The sequence below is a fragment of the Parendozoicomonas haliclonae genome, assembly GCF_900174585.1.
Lineage (GTDB): Bacteria > Pseudomonadota > Gammaproteobacteria > Pseudomonadales > Endozoicomonadaceae > Sansalvadorimonas > Sansalvadorimonas haliclonae.
Window position 1 is genome coordinate 123,363 of the sequence record NZ_FWPT01000010.1, and the last position, 25,505, is coordinate 148,867.

Annotated in this window: 27 protein-coding genes; 19 read left to right on the forward strand and 8 right to left on the reverse strand. The window is 51.9% G+C overall.

Annotation, left to right across the window (positions count from 1 at the left end):
• The first annotated feature begins 3 nt into the window (after positions 1-3).
• Complete coding sequence (gene deoD, locus EHSB41UT_RS19260) at positions 4-714, forward strand: purine-nucleoside phosphorylase (RefSeq protein WP_087112494.1); 711 nt, start codon at positions 4-6, stop codon at positions 712-714.
• Positions 715-903: 189 nt separating this feature from the next.
• Complete coding sequence (locus EHSB41UT_RS19265) at positions 904-1,965, forward strand: CPBP family glutamic-type intramembrane protease (protein WP_087112495.1); 1,062 nt, start codon at positions 904-906, stop codon at positions 1,963-1,965.
• A gap of 3 nt (positions 1,966-1,968) precedes the next feature.
• On the opposite strand, the gene EHSB41UT_RS19270 is transcribed toward EHSB41UT_RS19265, so the two are convergent.
• Positions 1,969-2,487, reverse strand: a complete 519-nt coding sequence (locus tag EHSB41UT_RS19270) for a hypothetical protein (RefSeq protein WP_087112496.1) — start codon at positions 2,485-2,487, stop codon at positions 1,969-1,971.
• 141 nt (positions 2,488-2,628) lie between these two features.
• On the opposite strand from EHSB41UT_RS19270, the gene EHSB41UT_RS24515 reads away from it, so the two are divergent.
• From EHSB41UT_RS24515 to EHSB41UT_RS19290, 4 genes are all read left to right on the forward strand, one after another.
• Complete coding sequence (locus tag EHSB41UT_RS24515; protein ID WP_133060583.1) at positions 2,629-2,850, forward strand: hypothetical protein; 222 nt, start codon at positions 2,629-2,631, stop codon at positions 2,848-2,850.
• 234 nt (positions 2,851-3,084) lie between these two features.
• The gene (gene hisA / locus EHSB41UT_RS19280) at positions 3,085-3,837 is read left to right on the forward strand and encodes a phosphoribosylformimino-5-aminoimidazole carboxamide ribotide isomerase (RefSeq protein WP_087112498.1); all 753 of its coding nucleotides are present in this window, start codon (positions 3,085-3,087) and stop codon (positions 3,835-3,837) included.
• 61 nt (positions 3,838-3,898) lie between these two features.
• Positions 3,899-4,333, forward strand: a complete 435-nt coding sequence (locus tag EHSB41UT_RS19285) for an avidin/streptavidin family protein (protein WP_087112499.1) — start codon at positions 3,899-3,901, stop codon at positions 4,331-4,333.
• A gap of 50 nt (positions 4,334-4,383) precedes the next feature.
• Positions 4,384-4,788 carry an SMI1/KNR4 family protein gene (locus EHSB41UT_RS19290; RefSeq protein WP_087112500.1) on the forward strand — a complete coding sequence of 135 codons (405 nt, stop codon included), beginning with the start codon at positions 4,384-4,386 and terminating at the stop codon, positions 4,786-4,788.
• 19 nt (positions 4,789-4,807) lie between these two features.
• Here the strand turns inward: EHSB41UT_RS19290 and EHSB41UT_RS19295 are convergent, their stop codons facing one another.
• Positions 4,808-5,422 carry a hypothetical protein gene (locus tag EHSB41UT_RS19295; protein WP_087112501.1) on the reverse strand — a complete coding sequence of 205 codons (615 nt, stop codon included), beginning with the start codon at positions 5,420-5,422 and terminating at the stop codon, positions 4,808-4,810.
• A gap of 109 nt (positions 5,423-5,531) precedes the next feature.
• Positions 5,532-5,837, reverse strand: a complete 306-nt coding sequence (locus tag EHSB41UT_RS19300; RefSeq protein ID WP_087112502.1) for a hypothetical protein — start codon at positions 5,835-5,837, stop codon at positions 5,532-5,534.
• A gap of 115 nt (positions 5,838-5,952) precedes the next feature.
• Here EHSB41UT_RS19300 and EHSB41UT_RS19305 point away from each other — a divergent pair, with 115 nt between their 5' ends.
• Together EHSB41UT_RS19305 and EHSB41UT_RS19310 are read left to right on the forward strand one after the other, a co-directional pair.
• Positions 5,953-6,891 carry a phytanoyl-CoA dioxygenase family protein gene (locus EHSB41UT_RS19305; protein WP_087112503.1) on the forward strand — a complete coding sequence of 313 codons (939 nt, stop codon included), beginning with the start codon at positions 5,953-5,955 and terminating at the stop codon, positions 6,889-6,891.
• A 58-nt stretch (positions 6,892-6,949) separates the two neighbouring features.
• Entirely contained in the window at positions 6,950-7,882 is a 933-nt protein-coding gene (locus EHSB41UT_RS19310) for an ADP-ribosylglycohydrolase family protein (protein WP_207626708.1), read from the forward strand.
• A gap of 23 nt (positions 7,883-7,905) precedes the next feature.
• Here EHSB41UT_RS19310 and EHSB41UT_RS19315 read toward each other — a convergent pair whose 3' ends face one another.
• Both EHSB41UT_RS19315 and EHSB41UT_RS19320 read right to left on the reverse strand, forming a co-directional pair.
• Positions 7,906-8,463, reverse strand: a complete 558-nt coding sequence (locus EHSB41UT_RS19315; RefSeq protein WP_087112505.1) for a hypothetical protein — start codon at positions 8,461-8,463, stop codon at positions 7,906-7,908.
• Positions 8,464-8,466: 3 nt separating this feature from the next.
• Positions 8,467-9,042 carry a hypothetical protein gene (locus tag EHSB41UT_RS19320; protein ID WP_087112506.1) on the reverse strand — a complete coding sequence of 192 codons (576 nt, stop codon included), beginning with the start codon at positions 9,040-9,042 and terminating at the stop codon, positions 8,467-8,469.
• A gap of 204 nt (positions 9,043-9,246) precedes the next feature.
• On the opposite strand from EHSB41UT_RS19320, the gene EHSB41UT_RS19325 reads away from it, so the two are divergent.
• The 3 genes from EHSB41UT_RS19325 (at position 9,247) to cueR (ending at position 12,671) form a co-directional block, all read left to right on the forward strand.
• Complete coding sequence (locus tag EHSB41UT_RS19325) at positions 9,247-11,511, forward strand: heavy metal translocating P-type ATPase (RefSeq protein ID WP_242667363.1); 2,265 nt, start codon at positions 9,247-9,249, stop codon at positions 11,509-11,511.
• A 67-nt stretch (positions 11,512-11,578) separates the two neighbouring features.
• Positions 11,579-12,187: a hypothetical protein gene (locus tag EHSB41UT_RS19330; RefSeq protein WP_207626709.1), complete on the forward strand. Its 609-nt coding sequence runs from the start codon at positions 11,579-11,581 to the stop codon at positions 12,185-12,187.
• A gap of 70 nt (positions 12,188-12,257) precedes the next feature.
• Complete coding sequence (cueR, locus tag EHSB41UT_RS19335; protein ID WP_087112507.1) at positions 12,258-12,671, forward strand: Cu(I)-responsive transcriptional regulator; 414 nt, start codon at positions 12,258-12,260, stop codon at positions 12,669-12,671.
• Positions 12,672-12,706: 35 nt separating this feature from the next.
• Here the strand turns inward: cueR and EHSB41UT_RS19340 are convergent, their stop codons facing one another.
• Positions 12,707-13,711, reverse strand: a complete 1,005-nt coding sequence (locus EHSB41UT_RS19340; RefSeq protein WP_207626710.1) for a Tim44 domain-containing protein — start codon at positions 13,709-13,711, stop codon at positions 12,707-12,709.
• Between the two features lie 232 nt (positions 13,712-13,943).
• Here EHSB41UT_RS19340 and EHSB41UT_RS19345 point away from each other — a divergent pair, with 232 nt between their 5' ends.
• Together EHSB41UT_RS19345 and EHSB41UT_RS19350 are read left to right on the forward strand one after the other, a co-directional pair.
• Complete coding sequence (locus tag EHSB41UT_RS19345) at positions 13,944-14,537, forward strand: CPBP family intramembrane glutamic endopeptidase (RefSeq protein ID WP_165767341.1); 594 nt, start codon at positions 13,944-13,946, stop codon at positions 14,535-14,537.
• Between the two features lie 98 nt (positions 14,538-14,635).
• Positions 14,636-16,315, forward strand: a complete 1,680-nt coding sequence (locus EHSB41UT_RS19350) for an NHL repeat-containing protein (RefSeq protein WP_087112510.1) — start codon at positions 14,636-14,638, stop codon at positions 16,313-16,315.
• Here the strand turns inward: EHSB41UT_RS19350 and EHSB41UT_RS19355 are convergent.
• Positions 16,312-17,001 (reverse strand): pseudouridine synthase, encoded by a 690-nt coding sequence (locus EHSB41UT_RS19355; RefSeq protein ID WP_087112511.1) that lies wholly within the window; start codon positions 16,999-17,001, stop codon positions 16,312-16,314. The two genes, EHSB41UT_RS19350 and EHSB41UT_RS19355, sit on opposite strands and share 4 nt — an antisense overlap.
• Positions 17,002-17,111: 110 nt before the next feature.
• On the opposite strand from EHSB41UT_RS19355, the gene truC reads away from it, so the two are divergent.
• The 4 genes from truC (at position 17,112) to EHSB41UT_RS19375 (ending at position 22,186) form a co-directional block, all read left to right on the forward strand.
• Positions 17,112-17,906, forward strand: coding sequence for a tRNA pseudouridine(65) synthase TruC (gene truC / locus EHSB41UT_RS19360; RefSeq protein WP_087112512.1), 795 nt, complete (start codon positions 17,112-17,114; stop codon positions 17,904-17,906).
• 153 nt (positions 17,907-18,059) lie between these two features.
• Positions 18,060-18,830, forward strand: coding sequence for a hypothetical protein (locus tag EHSB41UT_RS19365; RefSeq protein ID WP_087112513.1), 771 nt, complete (start codon positions 18,060-18,062; stop codon positions 18,828-18,830).
• Between the two features lie 85 nt (positions 18,831-18,915).
• A complete protein-coding gene (locus EHSB41UT_RS19370; protein WP_087112514.1) occupies positions 18,916-19,308 on the forward strand; it encodes a hypothetical protein in 393 nt (130 codons plus the stop codon).
• A gap of 109 nt (positions 19,309-19,417) precedes the next feature.
• Entirely contained in the window at positions 19,418-22,186 is a 2,769-nt protein-coding gene (locus EHSB41UT_RS19375) for a hypothetical protein (protein WP_087112515.1), read from the forward strand.
• On the opposite strand, the gene EHSB41UT_RS19380 is transcribed toward EHSB41UT_RS19375, so the two are convergent.
• Positions 22,183-23,160, reverse strand: coding sequence for a ribonuclease Z (locus tag EHSB41UT_RS19380; RefSeq protein WP_087112516.1), 978 nt, complete (start codon positions 23,158-23,160; stop codon positions 22,183-22,185). The two genes, EHSB41UT_RS19375 and EHSB41UT_RS19380, sit on opposite strands and share 4 nt — an antisense overlap.
• Before the next feature lie 194 nt (positions 23,161-23,354).
• On the opposite strand from EHSB41UT_RS19380, the gene dapA reads away from it, so the two are divergent.
• Together dapA and bamC are read left to right on the forward strand one after the other, a co-directional pair.
• Positions 23,355-24,224 carry a 4-hydroxy-tetrahydrodipicolinate synthase gene (dapA, locus tag EHSB41UT_RS19385; RefSeq protein ID WP_087112585.1) on the forward strand — a complete coding sequence of 290 codons (870 nt, stop codon included), beginning with the start codon at positions 23,355-23,357 and terminating at the stop codon, positions 24,222-24,224.
• 26 nt (positions 24,225-24,250) lie between these two features.
• Positions 24,251-25,396 (forward strand): outer membrane protein assembly factor BamC, encoded by a 1,146-nt coding sequence (gene bamC / locus EHSB41UT_RS19390; protein ID WP_087112517.1) that lies wholly within the window; start codon positions 24,251-24,253, stop codon positions 25,394-25,396.
• Positions 25,397-25,505: the final 109 nt, after the last annotated feature.

Genomic DNA, 25,505 nt, shown 5'->3' on the forward strand with positions numbered 1-25,505 from the left:
ATTATGGCTACTCCTCATATCAATGCTCAAGCTGGTGATTTCGCAGAAAGCGTACTGCTGCCAGGCGATCCGCTGCGTGCCAAGTACATCGCTGAAACCTTCCTGGAAAATGTAAAGGAAGTGACCAATGTCCGTAACATGCTGGGTTACACCGGTGAGTACAAGGGCAAGCGTATCTCCGTGATGGGTTCCGGTATGGGTATTCCATCCGCTTCCATCTACTACAAGGAGCTGATCACCGATTACGGTGTGAAGAACCTGATCCGTGTCGGCAGCTGTGGTGCTATCTCCCACGATGTAAAGGTACGTGACGTGGTTATCGGCATGGGTGCCTGCACCGATTCCAAGGTCAACCGTATCCGTTTCAAGGATCACGACTTTGCGGCGATCGCTGACTTTAACCTGCTGGAAAAATCCGTAGCGGCTGCCCGTGCTCAGGGTGTATCCGTTAAGGTTGGTAACCTGTTCTCTGCGGATCTGTTCTACAACCCGGATCCGGAAATGTTCGACGTAATGGAAAAGTACGGCATCTATGGCGTTGAGATGGAAGCCGCTGGCCTGTACGGCGTATGTGCCGAATTCGGTGCCAACGGTCTGGCTATCTGCACCGTGAGTGACCATATCCGTACCGGCGAAGCGCTGGACGCAGAAGCCCGTCAGATCTCTTTCAACGAGATGATGACTATCGCTCTGGATGCGGTTGTTTCTCTGTAATAAAAGCAGCTCTGTAATATCAGCCGCAAGGATTCAGCCTGAAGCAGGCTGTAATCATTGACTGTAAATGTGTCACGGGCAGGTGAAGCGATTCATCTGCCCGTGTTTTTTTGTAATATCCCTGTTCGGTATTGGCCGGATTTTTACCGTGAAACTATAGTCCTGAGCCTCTTTAGGCAGGATTAGGCTGTGAAGCGCTTGTTTCCAAAGACACTGCTACTGCAGTTTCTTTTCGTCGGCTACGTTCTTGGTTGCTCCATGCTTCGTGCAGAAGCTTTGAGCGAAGCATCGAACTTCCATCCTCTACCCAAAGCCAGCAATGTTTACTTTGATAAACAAGGCTGCCGTTACCTTGGCAAGGTGACGGAGGTCGGGTCGCTTGATCTTTACCGGCTGTGTGAAGGTTTTGCTCCTGCTCGGATTCAACAGATGAATGTCCATGGCTCATTGTTGAACAGCATTCCTCCCGAAAGTGTTATGCACTTCTTTCGTGATAACGATTACCCATTGTGGATACAGTCACCTGAGGGGCTTCCCTATCATCTGGTGAATCGTGCAGATACCGAATCGGTCGACTTTGCGCTTCTTGCACAGATTTTAGCCGCAGAGGATGCCGAGTACTCTCAAATACTTTGGCGCTGGTTTGATAATCACTCTGGATGGGGGCAGGCTCTCTCAAAGGGGAGCCAGTACATTGCCATGGAGCTGTTGTTACTGTCGCCCCTGCTGTTTAAAGATGTTTTCGGCATAGCCCGGATGGCTTGGTTGGTGAATGCTTCCAACGCGCAGCGGGGTGCTGAACATATTGCCAGTGTCAGTGAAGCTTTAGCCATGTTGGGTATTGGCGCATTGAACAGTCTGTCGCCGGATAAGCTGACGCATACAATGTATTCCGCATTGAAGGAAGAGCTGATATTCCGAATCGGATTTCAGTGGGGTTCATCCACATTACTGCAACGTTGTCTGACTGAGAATGATGACTGGCCCGCCCGGCAGCGCGCTATTTCACGCTGGTCCCGTCTTGTAGGAAGCTCTCTGTTTGCTGCGGCTCATATTTATTACACGCCCAGTCGACAATCATGGTTATTCTTTCGTTATCTGGCCAGCAGCTATTGGGTGAATGGTGAGATGTTTGAGCGTTTTGGATTGGCGGGCGTCTGGCTGGAACACACACTGTTTAATACGACGGTGGATGTTAGCCTGAAATCTTTACTGACTTTAGTGCAGTATATGTCCACTTATCGGCAGTAAGTCCTAGTTGGCCCTTCGTTTGGGAGAGCTGGATAGAGGCTGAATTGCGATAGCTTCTGGTTGGGCTTTCTCTTCTTTTTCTTTGGCCTGCTTATTGGGTTGAGCGGTGTGGTCCGGCAATTCTCTCTTGTATACCTCCAGATCTGCGCGAAGCCTTCCGATTAGTTGAGGCAGGATCAGCTGGATGGTCTTTGGGTCTTCCAGCTGTTTTGAGGCCGCATAATCTACCAATGCCGAAGGTTCAATTTTTGCTTCCAGCGCATTACAAAACTTCGGTAGTGTGGCTTGCTGTTCGTACAAGGCGTGTTCAATGCCGGCGGCCAGCCAGCTAACCCAGCGTTGTGAGGCTTGTTCATTGACCAGGGCTTGAGAGTTCTCAAGATTACTGTAGCTCTGGGCCATCACAATATGGAACAGCCGTTCATCGTAGCCACATTGGATATAGCGGTTTATAAAACTTGGCAGTACAGCAAGCAAAAAGGGTTCATGAGTGGTTAATACTTCCTGCGCCAGCGAGGCCATGTTTTCGTTTTGGGTCAGATCGACTGTGGTCCTGGGGGGGAAGCTATTGCAGGTTATGCAGCAGGCTTTAAAAAACTCGTGCAGCTGGATTGGCGTTGTTGGCGAGTGTCCAAGCTGTGGCCTGGGCCTATCGGCAAATTTATGGGGGAAGAACTGTTGGCTGGCAAAGTATTTTCCGGAAAGCAGGCACACTTCCCGGTGGGTCAGTTTACGTTCTACTTTGCTCAGTACTTGCAGATAGCGCTGGGGTATATCGATATCTTGTGTACTAAGGCCTGTCAGGCCCTCAATATGTATCTGACTGACTACCTGGAAGGTTTTGCCATTGATGACCCACTCAGCCTGCGCATGCGGTGTATCTGACCGGGCAATGTGCTGGAGACTTTGGATAAAGTCATAGAGTTCTATGTGGTTTTCTGTAGGTAATCGACTTATAGGGGTCACGGGTTTCCCTCCCTGGGCCAGAACTTCTTAGGCCTTCTTCTTGCCCGCGAGTTCTCTTTTTACCTGACTGAATTGTCAGGCTGACTGGCAATATCCAGATAAGCCATGGAAAATAGCACCGGGCCTGTACTGGCAAAAATAACGAGAGAATGTATGGAATTCCGCCCCTGTATCGATATCCACAATGGCAAGGTCAAGCAGATTGTCGGCAGCTCCCTGACTGATAGTGACAACTCCGCGCAGGTGAACTTTGAAAGTAAACACTCACCGGCCTGGTTTGCCAATTTGTATGCGCAGGATAACCTGCGGGGCGGCCATGTAATCAAGCTGGGGCCAGGTAATGAGGACGCGGCCCGGGAAGCTCTGGGTGCCTGGCCGGGTGGTTTGCAGATTGGCGGTGGCATAACCGCAGACAATGCCCGGGACTATCTGGATATGGGCGCATCTCAGGTGATTGTGACGTCTTATGTCTTCCGTGAGGGGCGGATTGATTATGAGCGTCTGGACAAACTGGTTGCTGTGACAGGTAAGGGCAGACTGGTGCTGGATCTTTCCTGCAAAGCGCGTGATGGGCAATATTTTATTGTGACTGATCGCTGGCAGACCTTTACTGAAGCCACGGTCAGTAAGGAAATACTGACCCGGCTGGCCGGTTATTGCAGTGAATTCCTGGTTCATGCCGCTTCTGTGGAAGGGTTGATGCAGGGGCCTGATCTGGAGCTGGTAAAGCTTCTTGCTGAGCACTCTCCGATCCCGGTGACCTATGCCGGTGGTATTGCCACGCTTGAGGATGTTGAAGCTGTGCGGCAGGCAGGCGAAAACAAAATCCATATCACCATTGGCAGTGCGCTGGATATTTTTGGTGGCAGCCTTAGCTACAAAGCTGTTGTTGATGCCTGCAGGTAAACCTGCGGGATAGCAGCTACATTGTCTCATCCCGTAATCTGTTTTGGTTAGGGATAGAGAAATGCAAAGGTTTTTAAGGCGAGTCTCATTATTACTGGTTGTTGCAACCTTGCTGTTGCCAGCCTTGTCTTCTGCCGATGATGCTGATCGGTTTGCAGGTACCTGGCGTAATCAGCGAGGCTCGGTTCTGGCGCTGTCAAAGCAGGATCGGGATAACTTAAAAGGCACTTTCGCCACAGCCGTCGCATCTACAAGAGACTGTATTGGTTATAAGGCGCCTTTGAACGCGGCCATTAATGGCAATGCCATTGCACTCAGCCTGACGATGAAGGGATGTGGTTCACCTTATGTCGTTGCTATGACCGGCACGCTGCACAAAGACAAAGACCAGAAAGAGACGCTGGTGATGCAGGCGCTGATACAGTCCAAGGGAGAAGATCACTGGAACTCCCGCATCCAGACTACTGATTATTATTACCGGCAAGGCAGTCAATAACCCGGCCGTTGTAATATACTGCGCGTTTTTACCGAACTGGTTTTAACGAAATGGAAGATATCATTGATCTGCTGCGGGAACGTAATGAAGATGTACCCACCCCGCTGGATTTGCCGGACGATGATGATCTGATCACAGTGCAGGAGCAGATCCTGATCCATCTGCCGGATGACTATAAAATTTTCCTCAAGGAAGTGGGGGATGTTATCTGCGGTTCAATCGAACCGGCCACGGCTGTTGATGAAAACTCCCACACCTATCTGCCGGAAATCACCGCGACTGCCTGGGATCTGGGTATGCCCCGTGAACTGATTGCGATCTGTGAAGTGCATGATGGTTATTACTGCATTGAGCAGGATGGCAATGTCCGGTTCTGGACCCATGATGGTGAGCTGATTGAAGATGAATGGCCGACTATCTGGCACTGGGCACGGGATGTCTGGCTGGAGAGCTAACAGACGTTGTAACCGCTGATTAACTCTCGTGAGGGAGTACGTGTAGCTCTAACTCTCTGTTTATCTCCGGTCCCACATAACCCATTTGCAGGGGATGGAGTTGGTGCCAGGGGATCCACTGCTGAACAGTAGCTTCTGATAAGTCAGGGGATCCCAAACCAATTTCATCCGGGTATTTGATATAGGCACAGGTGGATTCCTGCCGGAACTCACCGCCATGAATTCTCAGATGCCCGTTGATGGACCATTTGCTTGTTCCTTTGAAAGATGCGTTACAGCTATGGAACGGGCACAGGCCTTTTTCCTTTCTTCGGGGCTCAATAAAATCCATTACGTTCCAGAGCGCATTATAGGTGATGGTATCTTGTGTATAGCCCTGCAGAAACAGATAGGCCCTCTCTGGGTTGCAGGGGATGATCATACGCGCTTCGCGCTGTGATAGATTCTCGGCAGCTACGGCCAGTTCGGCCATTATCAGTAGCCTGAACTGAAATACTGAGACCACAAGGCTTTGGGGGGTAATCTGAATGCTGTTGGAGTCAGAAATACTTGTTTGTTCATCGCCAGAGTTTTCGCCAGTGGCAGTAGCAACAGGTGTGGTCAGGCCGTTAGAGAGTGGTGGTTGAGAAAACATGGCGACCGTCCTGATCCAAAATAAAGGGAAATCACCTGTTAGATCATCAGGAAAGCCATAATGCAGAGGTTTGGATAACCGAGCGGTCAGTGGCTCTGACAACGCTGTATCAGCGGCTGCTTCTGCGGTTTATTGTCGGTGAGTCATACTCGCTGTAATCGCGAATATCTCCCTGCCACTGATGCTGGTGGACTTTCTGCCGCTCCCGCAGAGACATGCCAAAGATCTGTTCATGAACCTCGGCAATCAAGGCATCCCGCTGGGGTGCACTGTAGATTCCCATATAAATCCCTGCCTGCATAAACCCTTCAATACGGCTGCGCTGCTCAGCCACAGGCTTATGGCCAGCCTTGAGTTGCTGGTAATAGCTGGACAGTTGTCTGCGAACTTCCTCGAGATACCGTTCCTGATTCATAACGCTGGTTTTATTATTGCTGTTTTTGTTAATGGGACATTGTCGGAAATTGCCAGTGCATCTGGCAAGTGCGGGCGGTATATTCCGCTAAGAAAAATAATAAGAGTTCGATGCTATGAGTGAATCTTTAGGTGGTCAGACCGTGGCTACGGGGTTACATGATGCGCTTGTTCAACAATACCGTGAGCGGGGTTACCTGTGTCCGCTACCGGTTTTCTCCCTTGAAGAAGCGGCTGAGTTGCGCGGCTTGCTGGAACAGGCTGAGTCCAGCAGTGGGGGAAGGCTCTCCAAGATCGAGTTGAATAAAACCTATCTTATTCAGGAGTGGGCGGATCGGATTGTTCATCATCCAGCGGTGCTGGATGCGGTCGAGTCTTTGATTGGTCCCGATATCCTTTGCTACATGACCAATCTGTTTATCAAAGAGCCGGGTACAGGCAACTTTGTCTCCATGCATCAGGATGCCGCCTATTGGGGCGTGGATGCTGATGATGTGGTCACTGCCTGGGTGGCTTTGAGTGTCAGTGATGAACAGTCCGGTTGCATGAAGGTGATTCCGGGGACGCATACCCGAGATTTTCGTCAGGAAAACACTTACGACAAAGATAACCTGTTAACCCGTGGGCAGACTATTGCTGAAGCGCTGGATGACAGTCAGTCGGTATTTATGGCACTGCAGCCGGGAGAGATGTCTCTCCATCACTTCCGAATTGTGCATGGCTCCGAGCCGAATCGGGCTGAGGATCGTCGTATTGGTCTGGCGATCCGTTATGTTTCCGCCAAAGGAAAGAAGATTGGCCAGCCGGAATCGGCACTGTTGGTGCGTGGCCAGAGCTATGGGCATTTTATTGAAGAAAAACGCTGGACTACGCTCTCGTCTACAGAGCGAAAACTTCAGCATAATCAGGCACTGAGCCGCCAGATTCGTAATCTGTTTGAGCCGGACGAAGACACAGCTCTCGGAGAACGTTTGCGCCTGAGAGTGATGAAAACCGTCTTTATGTTCTATGGTTCTCTGCGTGGATTCGGAATCAGGCTGGGGCTGGTCAGGTAACCATTCGGCTTCGGCCCGGCGACAGACGTCTTGCAAGGTTGTATCAGGAGACATGTACATGCTGGAAAACAGGGCTTTGCACTGTGTGTTAGGCGCTTATGTCGCAGATGCTGCGGCTCTCGGGTTCCATTGGTTGTATGACCAGTCTTTGATCGCCCGCTATGGTGGCGATCACCCAGAATTCCACCTTCCCAATCGGGAAGAGTATGGCGACAAGGGTTACTTTGCCCATGAGGGGAAAGCCATTGGAGACCTGTCTCACTACGGTGCGCAGCTGACGGCCATGCTCGATAGCCTGCAGTCCTCCGGCGACTATCAGGAAGAGCGCTATATTCAGGCGTATCGTCACTGGTTTGATTTTGGTGGAATGTGGCAGGGCTATATCGACCACCCCACCCGAGGCACTTTGTTAAATATCTACCAGCGGGAGGCGCAGGAGCAGCCGTTGTCTGGTTGTGGTGCTGATGATACTCAGAATCCCGCACTCTCCAATCTTCCGGCATTGATTGCTTATTGTGGTCATCAAGATGATATCAGCCAGGCGGTCGAATCGGCTGTTCGGGTGACCAATAACAATGATCAGGCTGTGCTCTATGCACAGGCTGCCGCATTGATGCTCCAGAGTGCCTTGCGGGGCGGTTCACCCTATGTTTGTGTGATGGCTGCCCGTAATGCCGGAGCGTTTATTGATGCCCAGATCGACAAGGCGGAATCTTTGAGCGAGAAAACCTCAAGAGAAGTGGCTGCTGAAGTGGGGATGGCCTGCCAGCTGGAAGCCTCTTTTGTGGTGATCTGCCATCTGCTGTTGAACACACAATCTTACGAACAGGCGATCAGGGAGAATATTCTCTGTGGTGGTGATTCCTGTGGCCGGGCCATTACTCTTGGTGCGGTACTGGGAGCCTGCTATTCAGGTACAGAACAAACCATACCTGCAGAATGGATTACTAAAACGCAGTTGCCACCTGTCTTGTTTCAGAGCCTGAGATAAAGTGTCCGGGGCCTGCCGACGATTTATTGTGAGTTATTGATCACATCTTCAAGTTTGATCGGACAGCGCTGGCTGATCCGTTCAATCTTGATGTCGTCCAGAGTGTCGTATGCGCTCGGAACCAGTTCGGAGATCAGCGGCGTGTCGATATCTGATGTATCTGGATTGGCATTTCCTGCGTCTTTGTAAGCCGAGATTTTCGTGTCGGAATAGGGGTAGGCGGTGTCCTTATGCTGAAAATGTATCAGCAGAGTTCTTCTCGGCAACCGGTTCTGTGGGGCTGGAATTTCTTCACCCTTATAATCAATTGAGGCATCAAATACGGCAGATGACGTATTATAGTGCTCAAAGATCAGAAAACCCTTGGATGTATAAGTCGCGTGGCTTTCAAACGTTTCATCATTATCGGTGCGTGAGAATGAAACCTCGAAATCACAGCTGATATTGAAGGGATTTTTATCCTCAAGATTCAGATCACTTTCGCTGTACACATGAAGTGAATCCTTGTTGATCTGTTGATCCAATGCTGATGTGCTCAGAATCACACTGCTGATGAGCGTTATGACCAGGGGCTTTAACATAAGCTATTTTTTCCGAATCAGTTGCTGGATATCCAAAGGACAGCGCTGAACGATGCGGTTGACTTCAATATCGTGCATCGTATCCAGTCCACCCGGCACCAGAATTGTTGAGTCTTTGCGCACAGGCTGCCCCTCACTGTTGGTGTGATAAAGAACGACGCCTGTTTCTGCATTGGGTGCATGTCTGGCAATGGAATAGGGGTAAGCTGTCCCCTTGTGGTTCCGATGGATCAGATAGGTTTTCTTTGGCAGCCTGTTGCTCTCATGGGGAACCTTTGTGCCCTGGGCATTAGGAGTATGTTTGTAGATCGCTCTCAGAGTGTTGTAGTAATCAAACACCAGAAAGTCGTTATCGGTATGATTGGCGCGGGCTTTGGTCTCGGCCTTGCCATTACCGACATAGAAGTAGACGTCGTAGTCGCACTCAAGATCGAACGCGTCCTTACCCAGTCGGGATAAATCTTCCCGCACCTCAACATTAATAACCGGCTCGGCAGGTTCTGTGCTGGCGAGTGATGGCAGAGCTGTAGCACTCACAAGAATGCCGAGCAGTGCTGTTGCTGTGAGTGACTTTGGCATCGTTCCGTCCTCCGGGAGTTCAGGCGCTCTGATTCCCGAATTTGATACCCAAATAGCTATGCGGGTTCCTAACGTCGGATAACAGAAACAACAGAGCTACTAACGCACACAGTTGGTATCGGAAGATAACAAAGTCGCAGCGCTTGACCTTCCAGTTAGGGGAAGGGTTATGCTCCTCAGTATTCGATAGTCTGGGAGTGTGTTGTGAGCACTGAAGCCCGAGAAAACCTGACCCCGCAGCCGGTAACAACCCTGTCTGTGCCCAAGATTTCCTGCGCGGGTTGTGTCGGGAAAATTGAACGTTCCCTGTCCGCCGTTGATGGCATCCATTTTTGTTCGGTCAACCTCGCAGAGAAAACTGTGCGGGTTGAAGGCGATGTTCCCCAGGAGCAAATGATTGCTGCGCTGGCGGGTGTCGGTTTTACTGCGACCATTGTCGTGAGTGAAAGCGAGAACCGTCGTCGTCAGGAAGAGCGTGATCGCAAAGAGCTGCAGCGGCGCAAATGGCACACGCTGGTGGCTCTTGGCTTGAGTCTGCCGTTGATGGGCTGGATGCTGGCCGGTGGTGAGATGATGGTGAAACCGGGAACTAGCCAGTGGGGCTGGGGACTGGTCGGTCTGTTGACGCTTGCGGTACTGGTGTTCAGTGGTGGGCATTACTTTACCGGCTTCTGGAACTCCCTGAAAAACCGCAGTGCCAATATGGATACGCTGGTGGCACTGGGTACCGGCTCAGCCTGGCTGTATTCGATGGCTGTCGTTCTGTTTCCGGAAGCTCTGCCTTCTGCAGCCCGTCATGTCTATTTTGAAGCCTCTGCGATGATTATCGGCCTGATCAACTTTGGTCAGATGCTGGAGCTGAAAGGCAAGGGTAAGACCGGTGAAGCGTTGAAGCGACTGTTGAATCTACAGGCACCTGTCGCACGACTGGTGACCGATGAGGGGGAGCAGGATGTTCCTGTTGAAATGATTCGTCATAGCGACAAGGTGCGTATTCTGCCGGGTACCAGTATTCCTGTTGATGGTACGGTTGTTGGTGGTGAAACCCTGGTTGATGAATCCATGTTGACCGGCGAACCGGTTCCCGTCAGTAAGCAGGTTGGCGACAACGTGAGTGCCGGAACCATGAACCGCAATGGTTCCATTGTGATTGAAGCTACCCGGGTGGGCAGTGAAACCGCACTGGCCCGCATTATCGGTTTGGTGAAGCAGGCGCAGAATTCCAAGATGCCGATCGCCCGGCTGGCGGATAAAGTCGCTTCCATCTTTGTTCCGGTGGTGATTGGTATAGCGGTGCTGGCGGCGCTGGTCTGGTTCTTTGTTGGCCCGGCACCGGCCTTGACCCATGCCTTGATTGTGATGGTGACGGTTTTAATTATTGCCTGCCCCTGTGCTCTGGGGCTGGCTACGCCTATGTCGGTTATGGTCGGTGTGGGTAAAGCGGCTGAACTCGGGATGCTGGTACGCAAAGGTGAGGCGCTACAGGTTGCTTCCAAGCTGACCACGGTTGTATTGGATAAGACCGGAACTATCACCGAAGGCCGACCCAAGGTCACGGATATCCGTGCCTTTAACGGCTTTGCCGATGATGAGGTTCTGACTCTGGCTGCCGCTTTGGAGCAAAGCTCGGAACATCCTTTGGCGGATGCGGTTTTGGCAGCGGCCAAAGAGCAGAATGCTGCCATCGGTGCAGTGGAAAACTTCCAGGCGGTTACTGGCTCCGGAGTTCTGGGCGTGATTGACGGTAGGGTTGTGGTGCTGGGGAATGAGCGTCTGATGGCTGGCAATGGCATTGCTCTGACCGAGGCTCAAAATGTGATTGATGAGCTGGCAGGCGGTGGCCGCACCGTGATTATGTTGGCGGTAAATCAGCAATTGGCTGGATTGCTGGCTGTTGGAGATCCGGTACGTGCTGATTCTGCTCAGGCTATTCGGCGTCTGCACAAGCTGGGTCTGAAGGTGGTGATGCTGACCGGTGATAATCCGGAAACGGCCAAAGCTGTGGCGGCACAAACCGGCATAGATACCTTCCATGCCCAGGTCTTGCCGGAAGAGAAAGAGCAACATGTTCGCAAGCTGCAGGAGCAGGGCGAAGTGGTCGGTATGACCGGCGATGGTATTAACGATGCGCCGGCTCTGGCCCGTGCCGATGTTGGCTTTGCTATTGGTACCGGAACCGATGTCGCTATTGAGGCTGCGGATGTTACTTTGATGCGTGCCTCCCTGCATGGTCTGGCTGATGCTATCGAGCTGTCGCGGGCGACCATGGGCAATATTCGTCAGAATCTGTTTGGAGCCTTTATCTACAACATCTTGGGTATTCCGGTAGCCGCTGGTGTGCTGTACCCACTGATGGGAGTATTGCTCAATCCGATGGTGGCGGGTGCTGCGATGGCTTTGTCATCAGTGACAGTGGTGTCTAACGCCAATCGGTTACGGCGCTTTAAGCCTTCGTCTTACGATTGTTAATGGAAGACCCGGAAAAACGATACATACTCATTGAAGACCTTATTTTCATCGCAGGGACGCTACGAAAATGATTGCCTTCACGCTTCAATCCGGAGTTCTTCCTTTCGCTTTTGCTCTGGTGCTGGCTTTGGTTGTTGTCAGTGCCCGGGCCGAACCGGTGCGTTTTCAGAATATTGAAGCGCTGATGGTACGCTTTGCCCAGGCTGAACTGTTCCGTAAAAAAGCACCGACGCTGGGGCGTCTTCCGGCTCCCGGTGAGGTGGGAATGTTATTGCCGACCAAGGTCTCTGATGGTCAGGGTGGCGCGGTTCAGGAAACCATCAATTATATTCGGGAGGATCATGTGATCGCCCGGAACCCCGAGCCGGTTGTGCCTGGTGTTTATAATGAGTGGCTAGTGAAAAAAGTGGACTGGCTGGAAAGCTACGGCGCTTTGCCAACCAGTAATCGCACATTCAAACCGTTTACCCGCAAAGCGGTAATCCGCGCCATTCTGATTGATGATGAGGTGTTACGTCTGTTGGGCTCAGAAGATGGAGAGACGGCCTTGATTCATGTGGGCTGGAGCCCGGAAGGCATGCGTGTCTTTCGTAATGGTTATCTGACCCGTTCCGGTTATGGTATTGCGCCGGAAGAAATGGAAGAAACCTACCGGCGGGTTCCTGCGGCGCACTAGTAGCAAAGCCTACCCATCATCACTCCGGCATGGTTTCATTGTTTGACTTTCAAGGAGTCTGGAAAGCCAGATGAATATTGCCAAAGCGGCCCGGGAAACCGGGCTGACCGCTAAAACCATCCGTTATTACGAGAGTATTGGGTTAGTGTCTCCGGCATCGCGGTTGGAAAACGGTTATCGCAGTTATGATGACAAACATTTGCGGGAACTGCGCTTTATCAGCCATGCCCGGGAGCTGGGTTTTACTCTGGAAGAGTGCGGTGAACTGTTGGGGCTGTATAAAACCGATAACCGCCGCAGTGCCGATGTGAAAGCGCTGGCACAGGCCCGTATTGAAGATATCGAAAACAAGATTAACCAGTTGCAGACCATGCGTGACAGCCTGAAAGAGCTGGCCTCCTGCTGCCATGGCGATGATCGCCCCGACTGTCCGATACTGGATTCTCTGGCCGAATTGCCAGCACAAAAAAAAGCTGGACTCTAACTTTGAGAGTCCAGCTTTCTGTTTAGAACATCAGTTTAGCTGTTGGCGTATTCAATACCCACAATCAGCCATGGCGCGCCGGAGCGACTCTGCTCCAGATGCCAGATATCGGTAATCTCTTCTTCCACACGCTCAACATTGTCGCGGTAGCGGCCGCTGAAACGCAGGCTGACTTCCGCTTTGCCCATGATGTAATCGGCACGGACGATTTCTGCATCCACATACATCACTTCAGTGTGCTGATCGCCAGTCATGGCGGCACGTTCCTTAGCCAGGTGCTCGTACAGATCCGGAGACACATATTCCTGGATGGTGCTCATATCACCGCTGTTCCAGGCTTCCTGAATGGAACGGTAATGGTCGCGGGCGCGACGCAGGAAACCGTTCATATCGAAGTCTGGTGGCAGGTTGTAAGGCACATCATTGTTGTTGGCTTCGCTGCCAAAGCCCTGTGCCGCAGGCTGGGCTGCTGGCTGTTCAAAGCCATTGGAGCGGAATCCATCACCAAACTGGGCATCTGGCTTCTGTTCCGGCTGGGAGCGGAAATCGTTGCTGGTGTTCTGAGCGGGTTGCTCAAAATCACTCTGACGGAAGCCGCCCGGCTGGGATTGCCACTGACTGCTGGCTGGTGCCTGGCTGCGTCCGCGCATCGCTTTGAACAGTTTAAAGGCCAGGAAGGCCAGACCGGCAAAGATCAGCAGGTCCATAAAGCCCATACCGCCAAAGCCGCCGCCACTCAGCAATGAGCCAATGAGGGTGCCGGCCAGCAGGCCGCCCAGCAGACCACCGGCCATGCCGCCAAACAGCCCTTTCTTCTTCTGGGCCGTATTGGTTGCCTGATTGTTGGTCTGGTTCTGGTTACGGGTGGCACTTTGATTGTTGGATGGCTGAGCCTTCAGCGTTTGCTGGGATGGCGCAGTTTTGAAGGATTTGCCGAAGGATTTGCTGCCTCCAAACTTCTTGGCGTAAACATCAGTTGGCGCCATGGAAAAGGTAAAGGCCATAAATACTGCCAATACCATAGCAAGTCTTTTCATCATTCACTCATCGTGGTTGGTGGTGAAGTGCATGCTAAGACCCTGCGCGCGCATGTCAACTGGAATCGGGTTACAAAATTTAAGCGTCTAATCAAAAACAGGTAATGCCAGCAGAGCATAAGGAACTATTTCCGCTGGGCATGGTTCCAACGCCAATACTTCAACGTATCGGTGGGTTAAGAACAATATGAGCGGAATGACTCTTGCACCGGTTAAGCCAGTACAGGCCAAACCCGTGCAGATAAAGATCGTAACGGCACAGGAAAATAGCCGTGGCCAGAAAAACAGCTGGCGTTCGTTCACAGTGAATAAGCAGGAGTGTGTTCAAAACTATCTCCTTAAAAAAACACTTGGCTGTGTTCTAGGATGCTATGTCGGTCTGGTTGATTATTCAGTCACCGGCTTAACACTTTTCACTATGGAGTGGTTGTGTGGAAGCCGACTGGAGAAGCATGCGTTGACGGGGGGGCTGGAACTGTCTGCTTGCCAATCAGCACTCGGAGGGATTGAAGAAGAGTTTGTCTTTCGGGGAATTTTACAGAACCTTTTCTATCACACCGGGTTTTATGTTCTGAAGCAATGTCGCGTGGGTCAATACGCAAATAGAGCTTTTGTTCTGGCCTTGACTACAACATCAGTCATGTTCGGGCTGGCTCATTTGCGCAATCCCATACCTTCCGGCTGGCAGTCTGCCATGGCTGGAATGTCAGGGTTCTTGTACGGCAGTCTGTCTCATTATATCGGGCTGGAAGCGTCTGCCAGTGCCCATGCAACTTTTAATTTTCTGGGGATGGGAGGGTTGAACGAATTATGGGGCAAGCAGATGTAAGAGTTGTATGTACTTACACGTCAAAGGGTGACTGGTTATAATCACAGGCTCTGCAGCTATAAGCCGTTCTGCGCACAATAATTATAAGGCTGTTACACATGTCGCGTTCTTCCTCCCGTTCTGCGGATATCCATCTGTCCCCGTTAGCCACGTTTCTTATTTTAAGTTGGTTTGGCCTGTTGCTGGTGTCCTGGGTCAGTCTGAACCAGCGAGCCATAACTGTTGACGCCCCGGGAATGTTGAAAGTCGATAAAGACAATCGGCTCTGGGTGGATATGGGGCGTGAGTTATTGGTGTTCTCTTCACCAGACACCTTGGATGTAGCAATCGAGCGCAACAGCCTAGATAGCGACTATGGCGATTTTCTGCCACTGGATCAGGGGCGACTCATACTATCCCGCCAGGGAAAAGAGTATTCGTTCTGGGAGGAGTTGCGGACATTCCTGCGCCTCAGTCCTGAAGGCACTGATGAAGAGCATGCCCGCTGGCTGCAAGTCTGTCGCTGGCAGGTGTCCCACTGCGATGAGCTGGTGGGCGGTGATCAACCAGTTGCTGCTCCCCGCACTTTCCGTTTGTTGGAAGGGCAAGGTGAAGGCGATTTTTATCTGGTGGATACCGGCCGTCACCGCATTGTGCATTATGGCACCAATGGTATAGCCATCAATTCGGTGGGGCAGGATTTACTGTTTCCTAATGGGCTGGCATGGATCAATGGTCAGCTGATTCTGGCGGATACCAATAATCATCGGGTTGTCAGGCTGGCTTCGGAGCAAGGGCGTTTCGGACAGGTGCTGGAAGAGCATCTGGTGAAACCGGCCGTGGCTCGGGAGGCCGGTGATATCTGGCCCATTCAGGTCGTGAAAAGTTCTGACAGCTGGTTTGTGCTGCAGAAAAGCAATGGCATGGATCAAGGCGGTATCTACCGATACAGCCATGACTGGCAGTTTATCGAAAGGCTGGCCACACCTTCCGATAGTGATGTGCTGGCCATTACCCTTTGGGATGATGTGCTGCTGGCAGCAGATTATGCCCAGAGAGTTATGACCTTTGATGCCCAGGGGCAGCGTATGGTCGATATGGTGAACCCAGCGATGGATCAGCGGTTACAGGCCAACCTTGAGACGCGTGATTTCTGGGAGCTTATGGCTTTGCTGGTGGCCGGACTGGCGCTGTTCTCATTCTTCTTTAGTTGCTTTGTGGCTATGCGCAAAACTGCTGCTATGCCGGACATGCAGACTGTGGCCGTTCCCCAAAATGCGGACACCCCTATCCTCTGGATAGAAGCAAATACCGGTAAGCTATTGGCTTTTGTGGTGTTTGTCGGCGTTATGTTGATAGCGGTTTTTGCCATGATGATGCCTTCTATCATCCGGGAAAATAATTTCTCGATGATGTCCTGCCTTGTGGCTGTGGCCGGGATGATGATCCTTATGATCAGAACCGTGTACTTTGGTGGTAAAAAGCGGATCGGTATCTGTGGTGAGACGATTGTGATTGAAGATCATCATGGGCGGCAGGTAGCCGGGCAGGGCGAGATGGTGCTGTTCAATGAACGACAGCTGATTATTGGTGAGATGGTTGTCCCACTGGGTTCGCCGGAATACCGGTTGTTTCCAGGAGAGAGTTTGCAGGCCAACCTTTGGCCATTGCTGGGCAAGGCTCGCAGGCCCAGCAATGGTGAAGTGATGATGATTCAACTGCGCAACAGTGGTTGGTTCGATCGTCTGCTGACTTTGGTGATTACTGTCAGCTTTTTGCTGATGCTGTTGCTGGATTAACGCCTTCCCCGGGGTTTACCGGGTTTACCTGCTGCAGAGAAAGGACGTTTGGAAGCAGGCCTTCCCCCTTTCGCTTTAGGAGACTGTTGTTTGGGAGTCCGTGGTTTTGTCGATAGAGGCTTGGTCAGTTCCAACGGTGCCGGCAGGGTTTTGAATTCTCCGGGCTGAAGATCATCGACCGTCCAGTCACCAATGGCATAACGTACCAGCCTTAGCGTGGGAAAACCGATATGGGCGGTCATTCGTCGAACCTGGCGGTTACGTCCTTCACTGATTTTAATTTCCAGCCAGCAATCAGGAATATTGGCCCGTTCCCGAATAGGCGGGTTGCGTTCCCAGATATCAGGTGTGTCCATTCGTCGCACTTTAGCCGGGCGGGTTGGGCCATCATTCAGGGTGACGCCTTGGCGAAGCTTATCGAGATCACTCTCTTCCGGAATACCTTCCACCTGTACCCAATAGGTTTTTTCCAACTTGTGGCGAGGGTCGCTGATACGGTTTTGCACCTTGCCGTTGTTGGTCAGCAGCAGAAGACCTTCGCTGTCACGGTCCAGACGGCCGGCGGCATACACGCCGGGGCGCTTGATATAGTCAGCCAGTGTGGCGCGGCCTTCGTTATCGGTGAACTGGCAGAGCACCATAAAAGGTTTGTTAAGCAGAAGGATTTCGGGAGCGTTGGCAGCCATAAGCCGGGGATCGTGTCGCAGGTCTTTGAAAGCGGCAAAGATACAGGGAATAGCGAAAGAAATCCTGTTTGAATTATTATTGAGCGCACTCCTGTCTTTTGGCTATCTGAATGTCTGCTGTAGAAACCCCGTCTTCCATTGAAGAAGCGCAAGCGCCTGTCCAGGAAACCCTTGAAGTGCTCTATCGTGATGAGCATTTGATTGCGGTGAATAAACCTTCTGGTCTGCTGGTACATCGCTCCATGATTGATCGGCACGAAACCCGCTTTGCTCTGCAGATTGTTCGCGATCAGATTGGGCAATATGTTTATCCGGTACACCGTCTGGATAAGCCAACCTCTGGTATTCTGCTGTTGGCACTCTCACCGGAGGTAGCCCGGTTGATGGGGGAGAAGTTTCAGGCGCAGGATGATGTCCGGAAAAGTTATCTGGCGGTCGTGCGTGGCATTCCCCCGGAGCAAGGTGTTATTGACTATGCCCTGAAGGAAAAGCTGGACAAAATTGCTGATAAGAAAGCTAAGCAGGATAAGCCTCCCCAGGAAGCTATCACTGAATATCGCCGGTTGCAGACCGTCGAGCTACCGGTACAGATTGATCGTTATCCGGCCAGTCGTTATTCACTGGTAGAAGCTCATCCCATCACTGGGCGCAAACATCAGATTCGCCGGCATATGAAGCATATCGCGCATCCGATTATCGGTGATGCAAAACATGGTAAAGGCAACCATAACCGTTACTTTGCCGAAAACCTTGATGCAGATCGTCTGCTTCTTCACTGCAAGGAGATGATCTTCTGCCACCCGGTGACCGGGGAACGATTGGTGATTTGTGCCGGTGTTGATGATGTGTTCGGATCCTTGCTGGAACGATTTGGCTGGAATGACAGTGCAGTCTGCGCTGGCTGATATAGCTGTTGGATTTTTTATGGTGAACAAGAGATATTTCGGTCAGTGGAGTAGAGTGATTACACGCGTTCATTACCGGTAACAATTGTTGGCACGAATGTTTCATTTTATCAGCTATGTTTATGAACTCTTGTATGGGGAAGAAGAGTTTGCATGTGTAAAGAGCTGAGGTTGTATGTTCTGCTTGCTGTAATGGTGGTTCCTTTCTCGTTTGCCGATAACACATCGTCTTTACTGCCTGACGAGATTCCCCAGCGTATTCGAGAGTTGGCTGTTGAGCTGGATAAGATTGATAAAATCGACATGTCTCCGAAATTGATCGAGTCCCTGTCCAGAGAGTTTCAATCCCTCAAAGGCCGCATTGAAAGAGAGATTAAAAGGACATCTCGCTCCAATCCCTACTTGGAGTCGGTATTGTTTCCTGTCTCCCTTGCTGCTGGTGTTGGGCTTTATACCTTGACGCAGAGATTTCCCCGACTTATCCCTCCCCCTCTTTTTGCCCAGGGAAATACCGCCACCTTTAATGGCATCAATGCTTTTGCCCTAAGCGGGGTTATGCAGCCCTGGTGGGCTCGCTCACTGCGAAATGAGTTTCAGGGGATATCGGTGTCAGAGCCTGAATGGAAGCACGCTTTCTTATTTGGTGTTTTTTTACAGTCTGGTTTGGCTCTGGCGGGCAGTTATGGCTGGTCTGGTGTTTGGTGCGGTATGAGTGGTTACACTTTGGCGGATTTTGTTCACCGTTTTCATGACATTCGGGAACGATCAGAAACGGTTAATTACCTGCTCTCTTTTCTAAGTGCGGCGGGATCAATGATCGTTTTTTACCCGATATTGGGGTGGGAATCCGAACTGCTTCACCTATCTGCCATGGTATTTGGAGCCGTTGTGTATGAGAGCTTGAATGCGCTGGGCTGGATTTAACGTATTGTTTGTACAGGCTTGGTTATGATGGTTTTTTATTTGTTCGCTTTCTATTATCGTCTCGTTTTTGCTGAGAACCTGCCTGATGAAAATATTGAATCGTTCTGCTCTTCGTCTGCGTGCCCGTCCGGCTTTTATTGATTGGTGTGCCAGTAGTGTCGCGGCTGATGCGGATGAACTTCAGGCACTGCGGGAGCAGCTGGAGCAGACCGGTTCTGTCTACCTGATCCCGGAAGCCAACAGTGAACAGGATTTTGTTGAGGCAGTCCTGAATCACGCGCCGGCCATGCTGAAGAATGAACTGGGTGCCTGGTGTATTGATATCTCTTTGTGGCCGGATGCACTGGATGCTGAACTGTTGGAACAATGGTTTTCCATTGATACGGAACTGATGAGCTTTGATCTGGCCAATGAGCCTCTGCTGATGGCTGATCCGGAACAGCTGGGGGATGATGGCGAAATTATTGAATCCTTCTAAGAGTCCTTTTTAGAGCTCGCTTCTCAATAATCAGAGGGTGCCGGTAATCGGGAACTTTCCGCCGGTATCCACTGTCGAATGCGCTGACACTTGGCAGGATGCTATTGTTATGCAGCAGTTACCCCCACCCGGCGATTTGCCTGTACAACCCGCTTTGCCCGCTCATCCCGCGCCCCATCATGGTCAATGGCGTGGACGTATTCTTTTGGCTCTGTCTGTTGCTGGTGGTGTGGTCGGTTTTGTTTCTCTGGGGCCAGCTGGCGGGGCTGCCACTTTTGTTTGTGGTCTGACCCTGACGGGAGTGACCTCGCTCTGTGCACGCTGCTGTCGGCCAGCACTTGAGAATGAGCCTGTCGAAGATCTGGATGAACCCGAAGAGCCTGAAGACGCCCAGGATATTCCTGAAGATGAGGGCGAGGATGATCTGCAGGAGCCAGAGGTTATTCTGCCGAGGCCTGAGCTGATTGTTCGTCCCCGAGGCAACCCTGAGCGGCTGCGGGAAGCCTGCGAGTTTTTTAATACGATTGTTGCTGAGTTTGAAGGGTATCAACACGGAGCCGGCGTTGATGATCAGCTACGTAATCGCTGGGCTGAACTGTTACCGAGATTCCGCATTTATCACAATCGGCTGGAAGGTTTTTTACCCAATAATCAGGCGTTATTGGCGCAGCTGCAGGGGATGGTGAACTACCTGCAGGATCAGATGAATTTTGCCGGGCTCGAAGGGATGGAGATCGGCGTTTTCGCCAAGCCGGATATGCCGGTTTTACCTCGACTGATTCCTGAGAATGATCAGGCAGAACCTCCGCCCCCGCTGTTACTCAGGCAGCCTTCTCTGGCCGATCAGCGTCATCAGGAAGAGATAGCTCAAGTTGCTCATGCAGTGCGCTATGCCGGACAGGTTCTGAACAATATTCACCAGCATCCCGAGAATGATGATCCGGAGCCGCTGCGTATACAGGCGGGTAATGCAGCCTTCCTGCTGGAACGGGCACCGGATGAGTCCTTGCGGGAAGTGCTGGCCAATGAGCGGCCTGACGTGGTTGAGCATGTCCAGCGAGCGGCGGTTCAGCTTCATAACTTTGGCGAACGTCTGGAACGGCCTGAACCGGCAAATCAGCAATGGCCGAATGTTGAACCCGAACAGGGATTTCATCACTCCCTACGGTTTGATCCTCCCCCTTGCGGCCTGCCAAACCCTGCTTTGTTGATGGGGCTGCCTCAGGCACTGGATGGCATTCTTGATGGCTGCCAGCTACGTACAACCAGCCCCAATGCGGATAGTGGTTATGTGGCCTGTACGGCCGCCTTTCTGCACCACCTGCTCCGCTGCAATGATCGTGAAAGGGATGCTTGTGTGGAAGCACTGAAGCAACAGCTGGAACATCCTGCTTTTCAGGCATATGTGACTTATTGCCAGGGGCAGAACGAGCTGCTGCATGCCAAAGGCTTGCTGAATGCTTTTGTGATTGATCACAGTGACGAAGCACTGGATGCCCTGCTGATGAATCGACAGCGTCTGCAGCCTTTGGTTAATACGCTACGCATGCTGGTGGGATATGAGATCACCCGACGGGATGGCGATCATCGTTTTACCCAGTGCCTATTCGAGACTCTACGGGCGCAGGGGTGGGATGCCCTTGACCGGCATTGCGAACAGATTGAACACCCCGGTATGTATAACCAGAAAGACGTTCTGGATGTTTATAGCCATATGCTGGCGACGCGCACGGATTGCCCGGTTGGTCAGCCGGAGATGCTGATCCTGGCAGATATCTTTCCCCAGCTGCACACCAGTTTCTGTGAGTATGACGAACGTCTCCCTGCGGAGCAGCAGAACTGGGGCAGAATGCAGCGTAACGGCCAGTGCAATATTCTGGCTCTACATGATGATTTGGGCACGCGCTATTCAGCAATAATTGTTCCTGCCGGACAGCCAATAGCTGCAGTTGATGATCATAGGCCTCCCCACAATATTGCTCAGCCGCTGGAGCAGCCTGAAGTGGATCTACAAGGACAGGTAGGTGGTGAGCTTGAGATTCCTGTTCCCGATCTTGAGCCACCTGAAGATGAACCGCTGGCTCCGGAGCCCCCGCCTATTGGAGCTGATACTCTGGGATTGTTCCTGCATGCCCGGGATTTTAACCAGCCTTTTGATCTGGCTGCCTATATTCAGGAACTTGAAAACGACCGGGATTTTGATGCGCCGCCTCCAGGCTGGATCGAACAGCTGGATCGTTTTTTACAGGACGAGCTTGAGAAAGCTGCAGATAAATATGGGATTTACAAAAATCTGGATAGCTATCTGCGGATGATGCAGGGGCACTCTGTGCTGACCTGCGGCAGTTTTGCTGTGTTTCATTATGTGGAGCCACAGCAGGCCGGCACAGTGATTGATCAGCTGCATCTGGATGCGGAAGGTCATTTTAATAACAAGCTGTTGTCAGCAGAGCAGGCTAACCGCATTCGGCGTATCAATGATCCAATGGCCTGCCAGAATGAAATGGAGCACTGTTTAGAGGTTCATAACACCTATCTGCGGTGGTTGTTCCGGCAGGTGGTAAGAATTGCTGTGGAGAAGAATCTGGTGACCTGGCAGCAGAGAGGAGAGTATGAAGGCCTCGCCCATTTTACGCCGCTCAATGCTCTGTTGGATATGGAACACAATGACGGTGTGCTGGATGTTGAGGTTCGTTTTCTCGCTTCCTGCCTGGATAAAATTCGGGATAATCAGCTCGCAGAAGAGATTGCCGGGCAGATGCCTGAACATCGTCGCCCACAGTTTCTGGCCTGTGTTCGCGCCCGGGAGCGCGAACAGGTGCTGGAAATGATGATTGAGCACCTCGGTCCAGCAGCAACCAATCGTTACCTGCGTTAACTGTTCTCGATTTCAACCAGCTTACGATCCCGGCGCAATTCCCAGCAGCCATGGTCTTTGGCCATGGTGACGGTACCTGAATAGACATCCTGCGCTTCTTTTCTCAGATCACTGATACCCGTCTGGTTTGGCTTGGGATGTGTTGGGTAGCGATTGCTGAAATGACTCAGAATCACATGTTTCAAACCTGCTGCCTCGGCTGCTTCGCCGACCTGTCGTGGCGTGCTGTGCATCCACTTGTCGCCCACCTTCTCCCGTACCGGAGTTGAGAACGTCGCTTCATGCACCAGCAGATCAGCGCGGGTCATAATATCGTGCAAAATGGCGGGGCGATCGTTATCACCGGCAATAATTACCACCCGAGGCTCGGCACTGTCCTTATGCACATCTTTGGCGTGAATCACTGTGCCATCGGTCAGCGTGATGGATTGCCCCTGATGCAGTTGCCCCCAAAGTGGCCCGCGAGGCACATTCAATGTATGCAGTTTCGCCAAAGACAGCTCGCCCGGAAGCGGGTGTTCTTTAAAGGCATAGGCATAGCAGGGAACGCGATGGGAAAGTTCATGGGCACTGACTTCAAAATCGCTGGTCAGGAACTGAAAACTCTCGTTGTCGGAAGCGACAAAGTGCAGTTCGTAAGGCAGATGGGTAACGGCCGCGCACTGCAGGGCATTGCGGACAAAACTCTCCACACCTTCAGGTGCACAAATCGTCAGAGGTGCTGTGCGGCCCTGCATGCTGGCACTGGTCAGCAGACCGGGCAGGCCAAACATATGGTCGCCATGGACATGGGTAATAAAGATACCCTGCAGGTTATGCAGGCTATAACGGCTATAAAGCAGCTGATGCTGGGTGCCTTCGCCGCAATCAACCAGACACCATTCCTTGCTGTCATCCCTGGCCAGAATGGTTGCGCTGACATTTCTATGTTTTGAGGGAAGGCCGGCGGCAGTGCCAAGGAAGGTGAGGCGCATGGTGTTCCTGTTTTATGCGAAATTTGGGCCGGCAGCCATCGTATCACGATTTATCGGGGATACTCCTTCGGGAAATACCACAAATTGATTTTTGTGGGGATTATGATCCCTTGTGCTAAATCTATGGGGTCGGTAACATTTCATAATTCACGTAAGCATGTACGTGAACCTGAATTCAAGAAACGGAGTAAATGATGATTTCTGGCAGTTTAGTGGCTCTGGTGACCCCGATGCTGCCTAACGGTGAGCTGGATTGGCAGCGCCTCCACGATCTGGTCGAGTTCCATATTGAAAAGGGAACTGACGGGATCGTCGCCGTTGGGACAACAGGAGAGTCTGCAACCGTGACCGTTGAAGAGCACTGTCAGATTCTCAAACGTGTTGTTGCCCAGGTGAATGGCCGGGTTCCGGTAATTGCCGGTACCGGTGGCAATGCCACGCTGGAAGCTGTGCATCTCACAGCAGAGGCCAAGGCCATTGGCGCGGATGCCTGTCTGCTGGTGACTCCGTACTATAACAAGCCGACTCAGGAAGGTTTGTTCCGTCACTTTGAAACTATTGCCCGGACCGTGGCGATCCCCCAGATTCTCTACAACGTACCGGGTCGTACGGCTGTGGATATGCACAACGATACTGTTGAGCGGCTGGCGGGGCTGGATAATATTATTGCGATTAAGGATGCCACCGGTGATATTGCCCGTGGCAAGGATCTGATTGAACGCTGTGGCGACCGGATTGATATTCTCTCCGGAGATGACGCAACTGCGGTTGAACTGATGCTGCTGGGCGGCAAGGGCGATATTTCGGTGACTGCCAACGTGGCACCGGCCGAAATGCATGAGCTCTGCCAGCTGGCGATGGCCGGCAAGGCTGATGAAGCCCGGGCGCTGAATGAGCGTCTGATGCCTCTGCATAAAAAACTGTTTGTTGAATCCAACCCTATCCCGGTGAAGTTTGCCCTGCAGGAAATGGGATTGATCGACAGCGGAATCCGTTTGCCACTCACGCCATTGGCGGAAGCTTACCACCAGGAAGTTCGGGATGCGCTGGCATCACTGAGCTAACCGGGCTTGCAGATTAAGGAGAGTGCATGAAGCACGCATACAAAACCGTTGCATGCAAATTAGTGGCTCTGGCCGGTGTGGCCCTGACCCTCAATGGCTGCGGTACCCTGTTTGGACAACAGGGCTATTTCCGGGATAAATCCGGTGATTATGTTGATGAAAAGGTAGCACCGGATCTGGTGATCCCGGGCAACCTCAAGGCTGTGAAGCCGGTGGACTATATGTCTATTCCGGAAGTGACGGCTTCCGCGGACGTAAGCCGTGATGATGAAGTGCCACGTGCAGATCGTCGTATTGTTCACGATGATGGCTCGGCCTATCAGATTGTTACCGACGGCAATAAGCGGGTGATGCTGGCGCAGCGAGGCCCTGCTGAAGTCTGGACCCATATCCTGCGTTTCTGGGAAGCCAACAACATTTCTGTGGTTGCCAAAGACCCAAGCAGTGGTGTGATGGAAACCGACTGGGTGCAGATTGGTGATGCCTCCCAGCCTGGCCTGATGCGTCGTATGGTTGGCCGGGTGATCGATCTGGAAAACTCGGAAAACAGCATTGAGAAGTTCCGCCTGAGTGTCCGTCAGGGCATCCTGCCGGAGACCAGTGAAGTGATTCTGGAACATGCCCGTCGTCCCGTCGGTGCTGATGTGACCACCCCGGTTGACTGGAACAGTGAAAATACCGCCAGCGGCAGTCTGCAGAATGGTCTGATGAATGAGATGCTGGTATATCTGGTTCAGAACCGTGATGAGCAGAGTGTGTCCCTGCAGGCCCGTAATTTGGATGTTGGTGATCAGACCAGTCTGGTGCGCGATGGTAACGGCAACCCGGTACTGAAGATTGATCAGGGCTTTGCCCGCAGCTGGCAGGCCGTGGAAGTGGCGCTGAATAAAGCCGGCGTCAGAGTGCTGGACCGTAACCGTAGTGCCGGCCTGATCTTTATCAGTCTGTCCGAAGGTAACTCTGAAGCCCGTGATGGTGAAGAGAGCGGCTGGTTTGGCGGCCTGTTCGGTGGTGATGATGAAAAACCGGTTGCTGCCGAGAGCGAATACCGCCTGCGCGTGCAGAGCCTGGGTAATGCCACTAATGTGACTCTGGAGAAGGACCTGAATACCCTGCCACCGGCAGATATGTCTGAAGCCTTCCTGGAACGGCTGCGGTCCAACCTCAGCTAATAACAGCGTTATAAAGAAACCAGCCTGAGTGCTGGTTTCTTTTTATTTTGCGTCCTCTGCTGCTGGCGAATCACCCCAAGTCAGCGGCGGCAGAAATAAATACAACACA